This window comes from Corynebacterium tuberculostearicum (genome assembly GCF_046097255.1).
GTDB classification, from domain to species: domain Bacteria; phylum Actinomycetota; class Actinomycetes; order Mycobacteriales; family Mycobacteriaceae; genus Corynebacterium; species Corynebacterium tuberculostearicum_J.
On the sequence record NZ_CP175770.1, the window covers coordinates 994,364 to 1,012,697 of the forward strand.

Genomic DNA, 18,334 nt, shown 5'->3' on the forward strand with positions numbered 1-18,334 from the left:
GCGGTAAGTCTTGTGCCGGTGTGCATGAAGGCGACCATCGCGGGTACCTTTCGAATCAACTCTTACCTATCCTCGAAAGGAAGTACCCTGCGATGGCCGCTGACCCTCATCATATCGATCCGACCGCGTATCTCGAAGAGCTACTGACTCAAGCGTCCCCAGATTTGATGCGCCAAATGCTCACTGACTTCATCAACCAGATTCTTTCCGCCCAAGCAGACACCGTCTGCGGGGCTGATTACGCCACCGTGTCAGCCGAGCGCACCAACACACGTAATGGCTACCGTCATCGCCAACTTGATACCCGAGTCGGCAGCATTGATGTGGCAATCCCGAAGCTACGCACCGGCGCATTTTTCCCTGACTGGCTGCTAGAGCGCCGCAGCCGCACCGAGCGTGCCCTGACCACAGTCATCGCCACCTGCTACCTGAAAGGAGTCTCCACTCGCAGGATGAACGACCTGGTGGCCACCCTTGGGATCAACAACTTGTCGAAGTCTCAGGTCAGCCAGATGGCCAAAGAACTCGATGACATGGTCGATGACTTCCGCACCCGCCGGCTTGACCAAGGCCCCTACCACTTTGTCTCCTGCGACGCGCTGACAATGAAGGTGCGGGAAGGCGGACGTGTCGTAAAGACCAGCGTGTTGCTGGCCACAGGTGTCAACGCTGACGGCTACCGAGAGCTTTTGGGCATGCAGGTTGCCACCGCGGAATCTACCGCGTCGTGGACCGGGTTCTTTCGGGACCTCATCGCCCGTGGCCTGACCGGGGTATTCCTCGTTACTAGTGATGCCCATCTTGGTATTCAAGCAGCCGTGGGTGACTGCCTGCCGCAGGCTAGTTGGCAGCGGTGTCGAACACACTTCGCGAAGAACCTCTCGGCCCAGGTTCCCAAAACCCAATGGCCGACTCTGTCAGCGATGTTTCACACAATCTTTCAGCAACCCGATGCCGCTAGTGTGTGGGCCCAAGCTCGTGAGGTTATTGAATTCTGCCAGCAGAAATTCCCTCACGTTGCCACCTACCTCGAGGAGTGTCTCGACGAGCTGTTGGCGTTTACCGCTGCGCCGAGAGCGGTGTGGACCAAAATCTGGTCGAATAACCCCACTGAACGGCTCAATAGGGAGATCCGCCGGCGTACCGATGTCGTAGGAATCTTCCCAAACCGAGACGCTGTTGTGCGCCTTGTTGGGGCGGTTTTGGCCGAACAGCACGATGACTGGATCCAACAGAAGCGTTATATGTCACTGACCAGCCTGGCACAGACCAAAGAGATCATCGCCGCTGGGGTCATCGACGAGGACCGCGACAACAACCAGGAGATCGCCGCGTGAATACCCTCACCCCTTATCCCCGAGATGGCCCCTAAACCACCGCCATGAAACTAACCCCAGATTCGAAAACAGATACACCACTACCCAGGACTTGACCATGATTCTGCGCGAATCCGTCAGCTGGAAAAAGAAGTCTCTAAGCTGCGCGAAGAACGCGACATCCTGCGTAAGGCCGCGAAATATTTTGCCGAAGAGACTCACTGGTGATCCGCTTCCAGTTTGTCGATGACCACCGAACCGAGTACTCGGTTAAGCGGATGTGCGATGTGTTAAAGCTGAATCGTTCCTCGTTTTACAAGTGGGTGAGCACCCGTAAAAACGCTGGTTAAAGATGTATTCTGATGCCGTTATTGGTGCAAGAATCAAGACCATCTTCGATGATGAGCACGGGCTTTATGGTGCTAAACGCATCGCCGCAAGCCTCAAGGAGGACACGACGTATACCCCGATCAATCACAAGAAAGTTGCACGCATCATGAAATCCATGGGGTTAAAAGGCTTTAGCAAACGGCGTCGATGCATTACTACCAGGCGTAAGCCTGGTCACCGTGTCATGCCAGATCTAGTAGGCCGCAAGTTCACAGCTGGCGAGCCAAATCGTGTGTATGTCGGTGACATTACTTACCTGCCGTGTAGGGGAGGCAAAAACATGTACCTTGCCACAGTCATTGACACGTATTCACGTAAACTTGCAGGTTATGCACTCGCAGACCACATGCGGGTCTCACTAGTTATCGATGCTCTAGCCCACGCACACGGCGTGCGCGGCAGTCTTGACGGGACTATTTTCCATTCCGATCACGGCAGCGTGTACACCTCACAAGCCTTTAGGAACTACTGCTCGTCGTTAGGTGTGCGCCAGTCCATGGGCGCGGTTGGAACGAGTGCCGATAATGCCCTGGCAGAATCCTTTAACGCCACCTTAAAGCGGGAAGTGCTGCGTGATCGGAAAGTCTTTGACAACCCAATTAGCTGTCGTCAAGAGGTCTTCCGGTGGTGCATGCGCTACAACACGCGCAGGCGGCACTCCTGGTGCAATCTCGTAGCTCCTGATGTCTTTGAAGCCGAGACTTCGGCTATACTGACCACAGCAGCATAGCTAGCCCCCGATGTGTCCACTTTCCGGGGGTCGGGCCCAACTCATCTAGCTGGCGGTTTTGCCAGACCATGACCTCATCGAGCACGGCGTCAGTAACCGCAGAAATCGTCTCATGGGAAATATCAACACGCATCGCCGTTGCCATATGGTGCTGGATGTCCCTAATTGTCATCCCACCGGCGTACAAGCTGACGATCATGTCATCAACATCGGTCAATCTCCTCGAGCCTTTAGGGACCATAGTCGGCAAGAATGTTCCAGCCCGATCTCTCGGCACATCAACGGTGACTGGCCCGTAGTTAGAATCCACGGTCTTTGGATACGATCCGTTGCGGTGATTGTCTGTTCCAGCAGCAGCTTTAGCGCTCCTGTCGCCAGACTCGTAGCCCAAATGGGCATCCATTTCAGCGTTGAGTCCCCTGGTAATCGAGGCCTGTAACATGCCGCGAACCAGGTCATTGGCATCCGTTGTGGACGTGCCTAGGTCATCAATCAGTTTCGCGATTTCAGGGTTAGCAAGAAGCTTCTTTTCAATCGCATCAATCTTGGCCTTATCAGCCGGATCTCGTCTCGCCACAGTAGTCATTCTGGTTCATCTCCTTATGCGGGTTAGGTACCCACACACAAACCATCAGACACTCTCCGGCCGTCGTGTGACATGTGCGGCCACGGACTGGTTAAGAACGGCAAGACAGCTGCAGGAACCCAACGCTGGCTGTGCCCGCAGTGCCAAGCATCGTCGATTAATACTCGCGCGCACACCAGCGAGATTCGGCACTTTAAAATCTTTATCGACTGGATTCTTTCCGGCGAATCCGCAGACCATCTCGCCACACGTCTCGGGGTAACAAGGCGCACTTTGACCCGGTGGTTCACACTGCTGTGGTTTATCACCGTGCCCACAGCAACAGATCCCCATCGTGTGTATGACCAAGTCTTTATCGACGGCACCTACTTTCACAAAAAATGCCTGCTTGTAGCCTGCACCCAAACACACGTCATCGCCTGGCATTGGTGCCTGCGCGAAAGCTCGTATGAGTACCTGAAACTGCTCGACAAAATCGCGCAACCACTCGTTGTCACCACCTGTCGATTTGGGGTAGTTGGTACCGCGAGTCTGCGTAGTTGGTACCGGTGTTCCGCGTACCCGGTACTGCAAGGGGTTTTCTTTCATAGTTGATGTTGGCGACACCACAATCCGCTGGTGTTGCGTCAACTTCTACTTGGAAGGAGCCGGTCCTTGTGGCTAACTTCAAACAGATCATCGCGATGTGCCTTGATGGTGCTAGCTACGCGCAGATCACACATGCATTGGGATGTTCACGACGAGAAGTATCCCGAGCAAAGAAAGTCATCAACGATGAGGCACTAACTCCAGAGCGTTTCCGTCAGCTCCCACCGGGATGGTTCGATGATCGATTCAGTGATGGCCGGAGTAAGCGGTCGTTGCCCTACGACCAGCCTGATTTTCATGCTCTTGCACGCAAGCTGAAAGGTACGAAGCATGTGACCAGGCATAAGCTGTGGATGGACTACGTGTCGAAGCCTTGTCCGACGGATAAGACAAAGTACCAGTACTCCCAGTTCTGCAGTGGGCTCAATGAATTTCTGCGTGCCAACGATCTCGTCGAAGTTATCACCCATGAGCCAGGGCAAGAGCTTTATGTCGACTGGGCCGGTGACAAAGTGCCTGTAGTAGATCAGGCCAGTGGTGATACCGTGTTCAAGGCGTCATTGTTTGTCTCGGTCAGCCCGTACTCAGGGCTGATGTACGTTACTGCTGCTGCGAATGAGAAGATGTCGGCGTGGATTGAGTGCCATGTTAAGGCGTTGAATTATCTTGGCAAAGTACCAGCAATCATCGTGCCAGATAATGCTTCTACGGCGACTTATCGGCCGAAGAAGACCTCTACATACCGGATGGTCACTGACCGCTACGCAGCGTTTGCTGACTATTACGGGGTCACGATTGTGCCGACTAGGCCCGGCAGGCCTCGTGACAAGGCAGCGGTAGAGCGTGCCGTGAAAATCGCCTACACCAAAATCCTGGGTTACTTTAGCAACGAGGTCTTCTATAACCTTGATGAGCTTAATGAGGCGATCGCTTGCCGTCTTGCTGTTATCAACGGCGCAATGACGCGGCCTGATGGCTCAACACGGCAGATGCGCTTTGATAAAGAAGAAGCACCAATGATGCGGGATCTTCCGCCGACGCCGTTTACGGAAGTGTCTTATAAGCGGCTTAAAGTCGATCGCAACTGGCACATCACCTGTGACTACCAGTACTACTCAGTGCCATTTCAGCTGGTAGGAGAGTCGGTAACAGTCAGGCTCACCCCGCAACTGGTGAGCGTCTTCAACGGGGAGCAGCTTGTTGCTGAACACACGCGCCTTCACGGATTCAAATACCGGTATTCCACCAACCCTCAGCATGGGCCGCGTGGCGATGATGAAGGCCACAAGGCGCTTACCCGTGATGAGCTTTTGGCCTGGGCCTCGTCGTTTGGGGCAGCAACGCACGCAGTCATAGCGATGATCCTCGACCGCAATAGTGCCGCCGTACCCCGCGGACTCATCCAGGCACGCAACGTGTTGGCCAACCTGGGCAAAAAGCACAACAAAGCCACCCTGGAACCTGCCTGCCAGCAGGTCGTGGACAAGAAGCTGGCCCCAACGATGGCAGTGATCAAACGCCTCCAGACTGACATTGCCCACGCCCAACAACATCCCGGGGAACCAGGGCCAAAAACACAGCCTGTGGCCAAGCGCCAACCACGCCCAAGTACCCCGCTTACCGGCGACGTGGCCGATGCCGTCTTTATCCGGCCTGCTGACCACTACGAAAACTAGAAGGAGTGTGAAAAATCATGAGCAGCATCGACGACGAGATTGTGCGGGCAAAAATGCGCAAGCTTCGTGTATCAACCTTCGCTGACATCTTCTACGAGGTTGTCAACGACGAGGCCTATGCGGATGCGCTACCAGAAGACATCTTCCTCGCCGCAGTCGAAGAAGCCTACACACAACGCCAACAGCGCAATATCGCCAAGGCCATCACCCAGGCACAATTCCGATACCCGGATGCAAGCCTGGCTGAAATCACCCGGGCAGAACAACGTGGTATCAACATGCGCCAGCTGAAACGAATCGCAGCAACCAACTGGCGGGAAAACCCGACCAACATACACATCCTCGCACCGACCGGAACAGGCAAGACATACATTGCCTGCGCCATCGGCATCGCCGCATGCAAAGCCGGATATTCCGTGGCGTACTACCGGCTGGATCAACTTGTAGACATGCTGGCGGTCTTCTCACCGACTGACCAAAACTACCTCGATAAGATGCGGAAACTGATCAACGTCGATGTCCTTATCATCGACGACTTTATGACCATCAGCATCAACCAGCGCGGGCAAGAAGACCTAGCCAAGATCATATTCGACCGCGACGGAAGGCTCCCAACACTGATCTCTTCCCAATCAGCTGCCGCCTACTGGGTTGAAACACTGCCAGACAGAGTCGGAGCCGATTCACTCGTAAGCCGCCTCAACAACGGCCACCGAATCCATATCGGAGACTTCGACATGCGTAAAGCCACCGCCCCGACCACCCCAGACGACTAAGACTAACGGCCCGGGCCGACGTACCCCTCGGCCCGGTACCAACTACCCGGAACACGACAGTACCGAGTCCCCAGAACACCGGTACCAAAAACTCGCATCTGACACCCCACCGACGGAGCAGGTGGAGCCTTAAAAGCACTACAGGCTAAATGGCCCGATGTGACCATCCAGCGATGTCTTGTTCACGTCCAGCGCAACACCTTCGCCGACATCAGCCGCAATCCGATTCATCCAGCACATAAAGCAATCCGGAAACTGGGCTGCATGCTTGTTAAGGTATACAGTCCCGAAGATGCTGCACGGTTTACCACTGCAGTCCACCACACCCGCATCACCTTTGCTGATTGGCTTAAAGAGCGAACCTATCGCAGCACCATACCGCCAGGCCAAGTACCCAAATGGGTCAGCCCTAACCAGAAATGGTGGTACACCCACCGCAACGCCCGCAGGGCCCTCAAACGGTTAGAGAAACTCATCCACGCAAGACAACTATTTGTCTTTCTTACCCCGCCTGGTGGTGTCACCCAGGACTTAAAATCCACCACGAACCTGCTGGAAGGCGGCATCAACAAACAGCTTAAAGACTTAGCAGGCAATCATCGTGGCATGTTCGATGAGCATCAGCGCATCACCATGGACTGGTGGCTTTTCACCCACGGGCCCGACCCCCGGAAAGTGGACACATCGGGGGCTAGCTATGCTGCTGTGGTCAGTATAGCCGAAGTCTCGGCTTCAAAGACATCAGGAGCTACGAGATTGCACCAGGAGTGCCGCCTGCGCGTGTTGTAGCGCATGCACCACCGGAAGACCTCTTGACGACAGCTAATTGGGTTGTCAAAGACTTTCCGATCACGCAGCACTTCCCGCTTTAAGGTGGCGTTAAAGGATTCTGCCAGGGCATTATCGGCACTCGTTCCAACCGCGCCCATGGACTGGCGCACACCTCACGACGAGCAGTAGTTCCTAAAGGCTTGTGAGGTGTACACGCTGCCGTGATCGGAATGGAAAATAGTCCCGTCAAGACTGCCGCGCACGCCGTGTGCGTGGGCTAGAGCATCGATAACTAGTGAGACCCGCATGTGGTCTGCGAGTGCATAACCTGCAAGTTTACGTGAATACGTGTCAATGACTGTGGCAAGGTACATGTTTTTGCCTCCCCTACACGGCAGGTAAGTAATGTCACCGACATACACACGATTTGGCTCGCCAGCTGTGAACTTGCGGCCTACTAGATCTGGCATGACACGGTGACCAGGCTTACGCCTGGTAGTAATGCATCGACGCCGTTTGCTAAAGCCTTTTAACCCCATGGATTTCATGATGCGTGCAACTTTCTTGTGATTGATCGGGGTATACGTCGTGTCCTCCTTGAGGCTTGCGGCGATGCGTTTAGCACCATAAAGCCCGTGCTCATCATCGAAGATGGTCTTGATTCTTGCACCAATAACGGCATCAGAATACATCTTTAACCAGCGTTTTTACGGGTGCTCACCCACTTGTAAAACGAGGAACGATTCAGCTTTAACACATCGCACATCCGCTTAACCGAGTACTCGGTTCGGTGGTCATCGACAAACTGGAAGCGGATCACCAGTGAGTCTCTTCGGCAAAATATTTCGCGGCCTTACGCAGGATGTCGCGTTCTTCGCGCAGCTTAGAGACTTCTTTTTCCAGCTGACGGATTCGCGCAGAATCATTCGCCGCTTGGGCTTGATCGTGCACGGCCTTCGTGCGGGCACGTTTGCCAGTGCCGTACTTTTTGACCCAAGAATGTAGCGAGGTACGGTTGATACCGAGCTCAGCTGATGCTGAGTTCAGCGAGAGATCCTCGTTGTTCTCATAGAGGGCTACGGCATCGCGTTTGAACTGTTCGGAGTACCTGGACATGGTGGTAGATTACCTTTCTTCCCAGCTCGACTGGGCTGGATATCAGGTGTCCACCACATGGGGGTCAGGTCCCATCGATGCCATGCTTGCTGCCATCCACGAACAGACCGTATCCATTGCCGGCGCAGAATACGCCGAACTTGGCGTAGCAATGTCCGCCACAGATGCACTAACCAAACTCGAGCATCGTAAAGAAATCGAAGCGCAGGTACTCAAGCTGATTCAGGACATTCCGCAGACCGAGATTCTTTTATCCATGCCTGGTATCGGCCCGCGTAGCGCAGCGCAGATCCTCATGACTGTTGGCGATATGTCCGACTTCCCCGATGCAGCGCACCTAGCATCCTATGCAGGGCTATCACCGCGGACGAATCAGTCAGGAACGTCTATCATGTCGAATTCGCCTAACCGGGCTGGCAACAAAAAATTAAAGAACGCCCTATGGCAATCGTCTTTTGCATCGATCAGATTCCACGAGCGTTCCCGGCAATTCTATGAACGAAAACGCAAAGAAGGCAAAAGACACAACGCCGCAGTCGTCGCACTCGCACGCCGGCGCCTCAACGTTCTCTTCGCCATGATGCGAAACGGCGAGCTCTACCGAGACATCTCCACAGTCCAGGAGGCCGCAGCAGCCTAGAACCAACAGACCCTCACCTCAAGCCGATTGCACAGCAAGCCCAATCGGCTCCTCACCGTGCCCGAAAACAACATCCACAAGGAAAAGCAGAAACCCTTCACACCCCCCAACAAACTCACCCACGGAATTGACAAACTATATAGGAACACCTCCCTGGGCGATGGTGCAGGCGCGGAGAGCGCCGCTGTTGCCGATGCCGCGCCCAACACCGCGACGGTAGTAGAGTACCCGCTGCCGGTGCAGGAGTTTGCGGTGACCCGCTACGATTTGCCCGCCGGCACCACGGTTTCCACGCAGCTTCCCGGACCGGCCATCGCCCTGGCTACTTCTGGTGTGGTCACGGTAAACGACCTGGAGCTAGCCCCGGGCGAGGCCGCCTGGTTGCCGGTAACCGGCGGCGACACTACCCGCCTTAGCGCGGCCGCGGGTAAAGATTCGCAGCTCTTTATCGCGGCGGCGCGCCCTGCGCGGCAAGTAGCGCTACCGCGCCGCTGGGGACGCCGCCGCGCGACAAGTAGCACTGTCGCGCTAACCGGCGCTATTTACGACATGGTGGGGCGGCGGAACGCAGCTGCGGCGGCTAGCAGCACTACGGTGAGTGCTACCATCCAGGCCACGAAAGCCCAGACTGCGGTGCCGGGCTGGCCGGTGACAAGGATTTCGGCGCTTGGCGTGCCGTCGATGGCGGCGCCGGCGCGGGCGGCGAAGGTAAGCGGATTCCACCGGGCGATGGGTTGAACCACACCAGCGAATTGCTCCACGGGCACGAGGCCGCCGTTAAGTGCCATGGCCGCCATGATGATGGGGGCCGGGCCAATGGCGGCCTCCGGGGTGGCGCACATCGCGCCCACCATGGCCGATAGCGAGGCGGCCACCACCGCGCCGAAGATGATGACTAACAGCACCCAGCCAAACCCGGCCAGCGTGTGAATACGCAGGCCAGAAGCCACGGAAGCCAGCAGCACCGCGCAGCCGGAGATAAGGCTGCGTAAGGAATCGAAACACCAGCGGCCGAAGATCTCCGGGCTGGTGCCGTAGCGCGTGGTCGCGATGCGGGTGGTGATACCGCGTTGGCGTTCCTTAATTATCTGCGCGGCGGCGGAGGTGCCATTCATCAGTTCGCTGGAAAGGATGAGCGCGATGGTAAGCGGTAACGCGTCGAGCGTGGCAGAGCCTTGCGAGGCCGCCATGAGGTCGCCAAACAGCCACCGCATGACCAGGAACATCAAAACGGGACCAGCCACGGTATTGGTAATTACCGCGCTATCGCGGCGGGCGGCGCGCAGGTGCCTTCCAAAATGCGTGGCGACAGTGGACAGCCAGGTGGTGTCGTGCGACACGGTGGCGGTGGTGTGGTTAGTCATGTTTCCTCCCCTGGAAAGCGGTGATAAAGCCCCATACGCCAACGACGGTCATGGCGATGAGCCAGCACAGTGCTTCGACTCCGCGCGCCCCCAGGGCAGCGCCACCTAGTAGGTTGCGGGCGGTGTCCAAGATGGGAGATAGCGGTACGTGCCGGATGATGGGGCCAATGCCGCCGGGCAGCGCATCCGCAGGCACGAATGCGGTGGAGAACATCACCATGACCAGCACGAGGTTTTGGAAGAGCAAGGACGCCGAGGTGGGCTTGGGGGCCAACAGGCAGGAGCCATCGATAAACGCGGAGAGGATGATGGTGAGGGCGGCGAAAAGGGCGATGGTAAGGATAATACGACCCGGTCCGGCAGCGTAGCGGGCACCGAGCAGGATCGTGGTGAGGACGACGATGCTGCACGACCACGCGGCGCGGGTGAGATCTGCCAGCAGCCGGCCGACGACCGTGGCCCAGGCGGGCGTCCCGGTGGCGCGGATGCGGTCGTGGATGCCGTTTTCGGCGTCACGCGTAATCGCCAAGGAGGAGCCCCCGGCGGCGAACACAATCGCCTGAATAACGCCGGCGGGCAGGAGGAAGGCGGCGTAATCGATGCCGAGTTCCGTCGAAGCCTTGGCGAAGGTGGCGTAAAAGATGACCATGAACAGGCTGGGTATTGCCACGGCGGAAACCATTACGGCCTTGTTGCGGACGGTGCGCAGGACATTGCGGTGCCACGAGGCAGCGACTGCTCCGAGCGCGTTCACTGGGAGCCTCCACCGGTGTGGGGAGCCTGCTGCGCGATGTCGCCGGACCCGGCGATAGCGAAGTAGACATCGTCCAAGGAGGGCGGAACCAAGGAGACGTCCGCGACCGAGGTGTCGTCGCCATCCCACAAGGCCAGCGCCCGGACTAGGGTGCGGTGGCCATCGGGCGCATCGACGCGCAATACGGTGTCCTCTTGGCGGCAGTCGATGCGGTGTTCTTGCAAGGTGTGGGTGAGGCGTGCGGCATCGTCCGGGCTAGACATCGTGATGAGGCACACCGTGGTGCCATAGCGGTCCTTGAGCTCGGCGGGGGTGCCTTCGTCGAGCACCTTGCCTCCGGCGAGCACGGCGACGCGGTCTGCGAGCTGGTCAGCTTCTTCCAGGTATTGGGTAGTAAGCAGGATCGAGGTGCCGTCGGCCGCCAGCCCGCGGACGGTATCCCACACGGAGCTGCGCGCGGCGGGGTCGAGGCCCGTGGTCGGCTCGTCGAGGAACAGCAGCGCGGGCGGGACAGTGAGGGAGGCGGCGATATCTAACCGCCGGCGCATGCCGCCCGAGTATGCCGAAACCAGGCGGTCGGCGGCGCCAACCAGATCGAAGCGCTCAAGAAGTTCCGCGGCGCGGGCCTTCGCATCGCTAGCTTTAAGCCCTGCCAGGCGGCCAAAGAAGATGAGGTTTTCCTTGCCGGTAAGCTCCTCATCCACTGCGGCGTATTGCCCGGTCAGCGCGATGGAAGCGCGCACCTTGGAAGGATCCGTGGCTAAGTTGTGGCCATCGATGATGGCGGTTCCGCCCGTGGCGGGCAGCAGCGTGGAAAGGACATTGACCAAGGTTGTCTTGCCGGCACCATTGGCGCCTAGGACGGCGAGGATGCCCCCGCGCGGAATGGCGAGGGTCACACCGCGCAGGATTTCCGTTCGCTTCTTGACTTTTCCCAGGCTACATCGCAGATCTTGGACATCAAGCACCAGGTCGCGGCCTTTTGCGTGGGCGCTGGTTGAGGGGACTGCGGTGGCGCTGGGGTCACCGCTAGCGGTTGCCGTGGTGGGGGTTTCTTTCATGATTCATCCCTGGATATACGTCAACGGTCTATTAGACGGCGCACCGATTCTCCTACCGCAGAAGGAAAACCGATTATTGCCCGCGAACGATGGATTGTGGTCCACGGAGCAAGCGCCTGGGGTAGTGCCAACTAATCCTTAGAAAATGATGTATGTCTAGCGGCACCGGGTCGTGCACAGCGCCCCGCAGGAGAGGGCTGCACAGGTCGGCTGATCGGCGGCGACGCTGCAGGTTGCTGCAAAGTTGAGCATACCATAATTAGGCATGGCATGCTTGACAATTAAGTCGAAGGCCTGTAAGATACCAAGTGTGAGCTAAGAATCTGGGTATTCCGACTAGTCAGGGTCAAACCGCGTGGCTGACCGTAATTCGTATTGTGGCCCGCGCCTCTCAAGCACAAAGGAGTATCCATGGATTCTCGAGAGCAAATCGAAGATAAGATTCTCTGCGGTCAGCCCTTCCGCCCTATTGAGGACCCGGATCTCTATTACGAGATGATGGAGGCGGCGGAGAAGTGTCACGATCTCAACCAGCTTCGTCCACTTCAAACAGCGGAGAAGCAGGCAGTGATGGCAGACCTGCTTGGTGAACTGGGGGAGCGCTTAATGGTTTTCCTGCCATTTCATGTCCAATATGGCTCGAAAATCAAGGTCGGAGATGGCGTGACCTTCAATCGAGGAACGACGGTACTTGATATGGCCCCGGTGACATTTGGCAATGAGGTCATGGTTGGTCCATGGTGTTCCTTCTTTGCTGGCAATCACGCCTTAGACCCCGTAGAGCGGCAATACATGGTGTGTACCGGGGGTGCGATCACCATACAAGACCATGTGTGGCTTGGTGGCAATTGCACGGTAACTGCGGGTGTCACGATTGGGCATGGTGCAGTAATTGGTGCTGGCAGTGTTGTGACAAGAGATATTCCGCCCATGGTACTCGCAGCCGGTAATCCGTGCCGAGTCATTCGTGATATTGGCCCGGAAGATAAGCTCATGGGGGAGTCTTGGGTTCCTGAGTGGCCTAGTTGGATTACGGATTGAGACGGCTGTGAAAGTTCTCGCGGTCGTCCTGGGTTCTGAGGGTGATATGCTGCCATTTGCGCACCTTGGTGTCGCACTTCGAGATCGTGGCCACCAGTTTGTTTTGGCTGGGTTTAGCGAATTCGGCGGGAGTTTTCGTGCAAACGGGGTGGACTACATCGAGTTACCCGGTGATTACCGGGCGTTAATGAAGCGCCTTTTGGGCGATAGTAAAGGCATGATGGACACTGTCTTAGGTATCCGTGAGATGATATCTGACGCCCACGTTTTCGATGTGTTAGAGCATGCCATGGATGGCGTTGACGTGGTCATGTACACCCAATTCAGTGAAGTTGCTCGGTTGTTAGGGGCTGCACGCGGAGTCCCCAGCGTTCGGGTGCAGGTTTTCCCTACCGAACCCTGCCTCCGTTACAGCCTCGTGGATCCGCGAAAACTGGACGGCTCTGTCGGAGCTCTGGTCACCCACTGGATGTCCAATACTCTGATGGCTTGGGCGATGCGCCCAGTGATAGCGGCATGGCGCCGTAGGTTGGGGCTGCGTCAGCGAGCGCTCTCCTCTCCACCAACCACGATCTACCAATTCAGTCCCGCGTTGAGTCCGCCGGCGCCGGAATGGAAAAACCACATTCACGTCACTGGCGAGTGGCTTGACCCGCACCACAGTGAACTCGCCCTAGACCCAGCAGTCGAGGAGTTTGTGGCTGCCGGCTCGGCCCCGGTTCTGGCAAGCTTTGGGAGTATGGTCTCAGATCGCGTTTATGACCTTCAACGATGGACTCGAGACGCGTGCATCGAGCATGGTCTGCGGGCGATAATCGTCGATCCCGATCATGAGCCTGGTGTGAGAGAAGGAATCCTCACCGTCGCCCGGGTCCCGTTCGCGACTGTGCTTCCGTGGTGCCGTGCAGGCATCTACCACGGCTCACTGGGCACCACCGGGGCGATCCTGCGCGCCGGCAAGCCGTGCCTTGCGGTTGCATTCGGTGGTGACCAACACTTCCATGCCAACGCAGTTTGTCGAAACGGTGCCGGGCCGAACTATATTGACGCCCAGCGAGGCGAACTGAGTGCCCAGTCCCTGGCCGCCGGAATTGCCGATTTGGTAAGTGGAGCATACGACTCCGCAGCCCGCAGGATGCCCGAGTTGCTTGCCACAGACCCGGGTACCGTCGCAGCAGTAGAAATCGTGCTTAATCAGTCCGACCTAGCGAAAGGCGAAAAATGACAGAAATCAGCTGCGAGGGAGTCTTTCCGTTTGTGGCCGGACATCGCACTGGAACCCTCTTGTTTTGCTTCCATCACGCAGGAGGCAGCGCTTCCGTCTATCGTGGATGGGTGGGGGTCAACCCAAGCATTGACGTGGTGCCGGTGGAGCTTCCCGGAAAGGCAACCCGTCGCCGAGAGAAATGGGTAAGCGACTTTGACAAGCTCGCCGATATGTGCGCAACCGAGATAGTAGATCTGGCGGCGGGCGCGCCGATTGCGTTGTACGGCCACTCCATGGGGGCAGCGCTGGCCTACCAGGTTGCTGCCTGCCTGCAGCAGATGCATCGGCCCACTATACCGGAAGCCGTGGTGGTGGCCGCACGGCAGGCGCCCGGAGAAACCGTGCCTGGGGAATACCACTCGTCAATGGGGTTCGGTGCGCTGCGCAGGGAGTTTGAGAAGGTAGGTGGCACACCACCTGAGATCCTTGCCAATGATGATGTGATGAAGCTGCTGCTCGCTGACATTCGTCGCGATTATGTGTTACACGAGGGCTTTCACCATGCAACCACGGTGCTTCGCTCTCCTGTGCTGGCATTGGCGGGGGATAGCGACCCAGCTGTCAGCCCAGAGATGCTTTCCCGGTGGGAAAATTTTACCAGCGGTAGTTTTGAACTGAAGGTCCTGCCGGGTGGGCATTTCTTCCCGCTCGATACTGGAACCGAGTTCCTCGACCTGCTTGCCGGTTTTCTAGCGGGAATTACTGGGAACACTGCCTGGTTAGCGCGGAACAATGCGTGATTGTGACTGTTAAGTAAAGAGGCCCCGATGACCGAACAAAAACCACCCATTACATTTAGGCAAATATCTCAACCTGCCCACCGGCAGATCACGGTGTCGCTGCTATTGGCGGTGCTGGCGGCGGTTTTGTCGCTGGTGCCGGTAATCGTGCTGGTTGAGCTGGTGCGCACCGTAATGCTGTCCTTCCAGGGAGAGCCGATAGATGCGTCAAAGCTGTGGCTGCTAGTCGCGGCGCTCATGGTGGCCACCGTCCTACATGGACAGGCAACCGTGAAGAGCCTCCAGGTAAGCCACCAGGCCGACGGCCTTTTGGGCGAGCACTTACGCCAGCAGCAGATTACCAAGCTGGGTAGGCTCCCGCTGTCTTGGTTTACGCGGACACCTTCGGGGACTGTGAAAACCTACATCGAAGACGACGTCACCAAGATCCACCAGCTCATCGCCCACGCGCCGCACGATTATTCGGCCGGTGTACTCGTACCGCTATTGAGCCTGGGATACATGTTCGTGGTGGACTGGCGGATAGGCCTGCTGGGCCTGGTACCACTGCTGTTGGCAGTGGCCACCATGCCGTTTATGATGCGCGAGTTTCAAGAAAAGGCGGAGAAATTTAAGTCCAGCCAGAAGCAGCTAGACGCCGCCGTCGTAGAGTTGGTGCGCGGCATCCCGGTTATCAAGGTGTTTGTTCCGGAAGGCTACGACGAGAGCATTTTCCTTAGTCGTTCCCGGAGTTTTGGTGGGTTCTATCGCGAGTGGTTGCACGCCACCGTACACCCCACCGCTTTGATGAAGATCTTCACCTCCACCGGGTTTGGCCTGCTGGTGGTAGCCGCGGCCAGCCCGTGGCTCATCACGTCTGCGGGCGTACCAGTGGCCGATGTGCTGGCAGCGTTTTTGTTCATCAACAACATCGCCGCGCCTCTGCTTATGCTTTCGCGCACTAACATCATGTTTTCGGAGGCGAAGGCTGCCGCGGCGGATCTCACCGAGTTCTTCAACATCCCGGTATTGCCGCCCGCTGCTGGCGGCAGGGAGCCTGCAAACGCCGGAATTGAGTTGAAAGATTTAAGCTTCTCCTACGTGCCGGACACCCCGGTGCTTTCCGGCATTAACCAAAAACTTACCGCCGGCAGCATCACTGCGGTGGTGGGACCTTCCGGCTCGGGGAAGTCCACGTTAGCCGCGCTCATCCCCCGGCTATTAGACCCCACGGAGGGGTCGGTGCGCATTGGTGGCGTCCCTAGTACTGATCTCCGATCTGACCAGCTCTACCGTAGGGTAGGGTTCGTCTTCCAGGACCCTTACCTTATGCGGATGAGCGTGCGGGATAACATTCGCCTCGCTCACCCGGAGGCCACCGACGCAGACGTGGTTCGCGCCGCCCGCGCCGCCCAGATTCATGAGCGCATTACCCATCTGCCGCGCGGCTACGACTCGGTGGTGGGAGAGGACGCGCAGCTTTCCGGTGGCGAGCAGCAGCGGCTGGCTATTGCCCGGTCCATCTTGCTCGACGCGCCGATCCTCGTGTTGGATGAGGCCACCGCTTTTGCGGATCCGGACTCCGAGGCCGCGATCCAGCGGGCCATTACCGAGCTGGTGGCCGGGCGCACGCTAGTAGTTATCGCACACCGGCTCCACACGATCACCGGCGCTGACCGGATCCTCATGCTGGAAAACGGTGAGGTCACCGAAGCAGGCACTCACGAAGAGTTAGTGGCGGCAGGCAAGGGCTACGCCACGATGTGGGCACGCTACCAAACCGCGCAGGCGGGCATCCAAGGGGAGGAAAATAATGATCCGCACGCTCTATTCACTGGGCAGTCCGGCTGATCGTCGCCGTCTGGTGCTGGTCCTTACGCTAATTGGGATTTCCGCGGTGGCGTTGGCCATTGGCCTTATCCTCATTGCACTGTTTTTGGACACGCTGTTTAGCGAAGATCCCGCGCAGGCCGCAGCATGGTTGCCCTGGATCATTATCTCCGTCCTCGTCTACGCCGCCGCAGACTGGCCCACTGAGGTTATTGCCCAGGACCTGGGGCATGATTACGTGCTGCGCATCCACCGGCTTATCGCCGATCGCACGGCACAGCTACCCCTGGGCTATTTTGAAGAAGATCGCGCCGGCCAGATCGGTGTTGTAGCCACCAGCGGTGCGCTGTTTGCCGCTAACGCGCCGGCAATGATGCTGCGGCCCATGCTGCACGGTGCTGCCTCGGCCGGTTTGGCTTGCGTGTTTCTCATCGCCGTGGACTGGCGGCTGGGGCTGGTTACCGTTGCAGTGGCTGCCGTGGTGTGGTTCGCCTATAACCGCCTAATGCGGCAGTACCGCGTGGCAGAGCGCCAGAAGGGCGAGCGCAACGAGCACGGCGCCGCGGAGGTGCTGGAGTTCGCCCAGGTGCAGCCGGTGCTGCGCATGGCTGGGCCGGATTCGCTGGGGGAGCGCGCCGTGCGCGCCTCGATTCGAGAGCAGCTTAGCGCCCAGCAGCACACCCAGAAGACAGGTGAGATGATCATGGGTCGTCTGGCTTTAATCATCATGGTCGGTACCGTGGTCATTGATGCCCTGGCCACCGTGCTACTTCTCAACCACTGGCTAGAAGCAGGCACCTACATTGGCGTCATTGTGTTGGTGTTCATCCTGGCTCGCGTTGCTATGTCGGGCATACCCTACGGCGAGGGCTTGGAATCCGCGCGCAATACCTTAGATGAGATCCAAAAGATCCTCGATGCGCGGGTGTTGCCGGAGCCTGCGGTTCCGGCGGCGCCACGCGACTATGGCATCGAGTTCGATGGGGTGGGCTTTGGCTACGAACCCAACACCCCAGTGGTCCGCGACGTGAGTTTCCGCGTGGCGCCCGGAACTACTACTGCGTTGGTGGGTCCCAGCGGCTGCGGCAAGAGCACCTTGCTAAAACTTGCGGCACGCTTCTATGACGTTGACCAGGGGACCATCCGTATCGGTGGTGTGGATATTCGCGATCTTGGCTCCCGGGCGGTGTTGGATTCGCTGGCTATGGTGTTCCAATACGTGTACCTCTTCGAGGACACACTGTATGAAAACATCCGCCTGGGCTGCCACAATGCAACGCGGGAGGAGGTGCTCCGCGCAGCGGAGTTGGCCGGTGTCACCGAGATTGCCCGGCAGCTGCCGCAGGGGTTTGACACCCTGATTAGCGAGGGCGGGCAGAATCTCTCCGGTGGTGAGCGTCAGCGTGTCTCCATCGCTCGTGCGCTACTGAAGGACGCGCGGATCGTGCTGCTTGATGAGGCGACTAGCTCTCTAGACGTGCAGAATGAGCACCTTGTGATGCGCGGTATGAAAACGCTTTCTGCCGAGCGCACCATCGTCGTCATTGCGCACCGGCTGCACACCATCCGCGACGCGGACCAGATTGTGATGATGAGTCCCTCCGGCACCGTGGAGTCTATCGGCAACCACGAGGAACTCATGGAGAGTTCCCCACGCTACCGCAGCTTCTGGGGTGAAAAGAGCGACGCCACCAGCTGGAAGCTGTAGG

Annotated in this window: 11 protein-coding genes and 6 pseudogenes; 12 read left to right on the forward strand and 5 right to left on the reverse strand. The window is 57.8% G+C overall.

Annotated elements, in window-relative coordinates; translation table 11 throughout:
* The first annotated feature begins 92 nt into the window (after positions 1-92).
* Both ACKFRY_RS04745 and ACKFRY_RS04750 read left to right on the forward strand, forming a co-directional pair.
* Positions 93-1,337 (forward strand): IS256 family transposase, encoded by a 1,245-nt coding sequence (locus ACKFRY_RS04745; RefSeq protein WP_049377104.1) that lies wholly within the window; start codon positions 93-95, stop codon positions 1,335-1,337.
* Positions 1,338-1,421: 84 nt separating this feature from the next.
* Positions 1,422-2,436: pseudogene (locus ACKFRY_RS04750) on the forward strand (IS3 family transposase); the annotation flags it as partial.
* A 31-nt stretch (positions 2,437-2,467) separates the two neighbouring features.
* On the opposite strand, the pseudogene ACKFRY_RS04755 reads toward ACKFRY_RS04750, so the two are convergent.
* Positions 2,468-3,022: pseudogene (locus tag ACKFRY_RS04755) on the reverse strand (transposase); the annotation flags it as partial.
* Positions 3,023-3,094: 72 nt separating this feature from the next.
* On the opposite strand from ACKFRY_RS04755, the pseudogene ACKFRY_RS04760 reads away from it, so the two are divergent.
* The 4 genes and pseudogenes from ACKFRY_RS04760 to ACKFRY_RS04775 form a co-directional block, all read left to right on the forward strand.
* Positions 3,095-3,523 (forward strand): annotated as a pseudogene (locus ACKFRY_RS04760) (IS256 family transposase); the annotation flags it as partial.
* Between the two features lie 155 nt (positions 3,524-3,678).
* Positions 3,679-5,286, forward strand: coding sequence for an IS21 family transposase (gene istA / locus ACKFRY_RS04765; RefSeq protein ID WP_150851611.1), 1,608 nt, complete (start codon positions 3,679-3,681; stop codon positions 5,284-5,286).
* Between the two features lie 17 nt (positions 5,287-5,303).
* Positions 5,304-6,062, forward strand: coding sequence for an ATP-binding protein (locus ACKFRY_RS04770; protein ID WP_150851610.1), 759 nt, complete (start codon positions 5,304-5,306; stop codon positions 6,060-6,062).
* Between the two features lie 108 nt (positions 6,063-6,170).
* Positions 6,171-6,731: pseudogene (locus ACKFRY_RS04775) on the forward strand (transposase); the annotation flags it as partial.
* Between the two features lie 26 nt (positions 6,732-6,757).
* On the opposite strand, the pseudogene ACKFRY_RS04780 reads toward ACKFRY_RS04775, so the two are convergent.
* A pseudogene (locus ACKFRY_RS04780) lies at positions 6,758-7,949 on the reverse strand (IS3 family transposase).
* 73 nt (positions 7,950-8,022) lie between these two features.
* On the opposite strand from ACKFRY_RS04780, the pseudogene ACKFRY_RS04785 reads away from it, so the two are divergent.
* Positions 8,023-8,589, forward strand: a pseudogene (locus ACKFRY_RS04785) (transposase); the annotation flags it as partial.
* A gap of 542 nt (positions 8,590-9,131) precedes the next feature.
* Here ACKFRY_RS04785 and ACKFRY_RS04790 read toward each other — a convergent pair.
* Genes ACKFRY_RS04790 through ACKFRY_RS04800 form a run of 3 tightly spaced genes read right to left on the reverse strand, consistent with a single transcriptional unit; the run spans position 9,132 to position 11,768 of the window.
* Positions 9,132-9,953 (reverse strand): ABC transporter permease, encoded by an 822-nt coding sequence (locus tag ACKFRY_RS04790; protein WP_408923305.1) that lies wholly within the window; start codon positions 9,951-9,953, stop codon positions 9,132-9,134.
* Positions 9,946-10,707: an ABC transporter permease gene (locus ACKFRY_RS04795; protein WP_014303357.1), complete on the reverse strand. Its 762-nt coding sequence runs from the start codon at positions 10,705-10,707 to the stop codon at positions 9,946-9,948. Before ACKFRY_RS04795 ends, ACKFRY_RS04790 begins: the two co-directional genes overlap by 8 nt.
* Positions 10,704-11,768 (reverse strand): ATP-binding cassette domain-containing protein, encoded by a 1,065-nt coding sequence (locus ACKFRY_RS04800; protein ID WP_200436317.1) that lies wholly within the window; start codon positions 11,766-11,768, stop codon positions 10,704-10,706. Before ACKFRY_RS04800 ends, ACKFRY_RS04795 begins: the two co-directional genes overlap by 4 nt.
* Before the next feature lie 411 nt (positions 11,769-12,179).
* On the opposite strand from ACKFRY_RS04800, the gene ACKFRY_RS04805 reads away from it, so the two are divergent.
* From ACKFRY_RS04805 to ACKFRY_RS04825, 5 genes are all read left to right on the forward strand, one after another.
* Positions 12,180-12,809: a sugar O-acetyltransferase gene (locus tag ACKFRY_RS04805; RefSeq protein WP_014303359.1), complete on the forward strand. Its 630-nt coding sequence runs from the start codon at positions 12,180-12,182 to the stop codon at positions 12,807-12,809.
* A 418-nt stretch (positions 12,810-13,227) separates the two neighbouring features.
* Complete coding sequence (locus ACKFRY_RS04810; protein ID WP_408923306.1) at positions 13,228-14,034, forward strand: glycosyltransferase; 807 nt, start codon at positions 13,228-13,230, stop codon at positions 14,032-14,034.
* Positions 14,031-14,816 (forward strand): thioesterase II family protein, encoded by a 786-nt coding sequence (locus ACKFRY_RS04815; protein WP_023018093.1) that lies wholly within the window; start codon positions 14,031-14,033, stop codon positions 14,814-14,816. Before ACKFRY_RS04810 ends, ACKFRY_RS04815 begins: the two co-directional genes overlap by 4 nt.
* Positions 14,817-14,909: 93 nt before the next feature.
* On the forward strand, positions 14,910-16,646 hold the full coding sequence (locus tag ACKFRY_RS04820) for an ABC transporter ATP-binding protein (protein ID WP_408923307.1): 1,737 nt from the start codon (positions 14,910-14,912) through the stop codon (positions 16,644-16,646).
* Complete coding sequence (locus tag ACKFRY_RS04825; protein WP_014303363.1) at positions 16,609-18,333, forward strand: ABC transporter ATP-binding protein; 1,725 nt, start codon at positions 16,609-16,611, stop codon at positions 18,331-18,333. Before ACKFRY_RS04820 ends, ACKFRY_RS04825 begins: the two co-directional genes overlap by 38 nt.
* The last annotated feature ends 1 nt before the right edge of the window (position 18,334 follow it).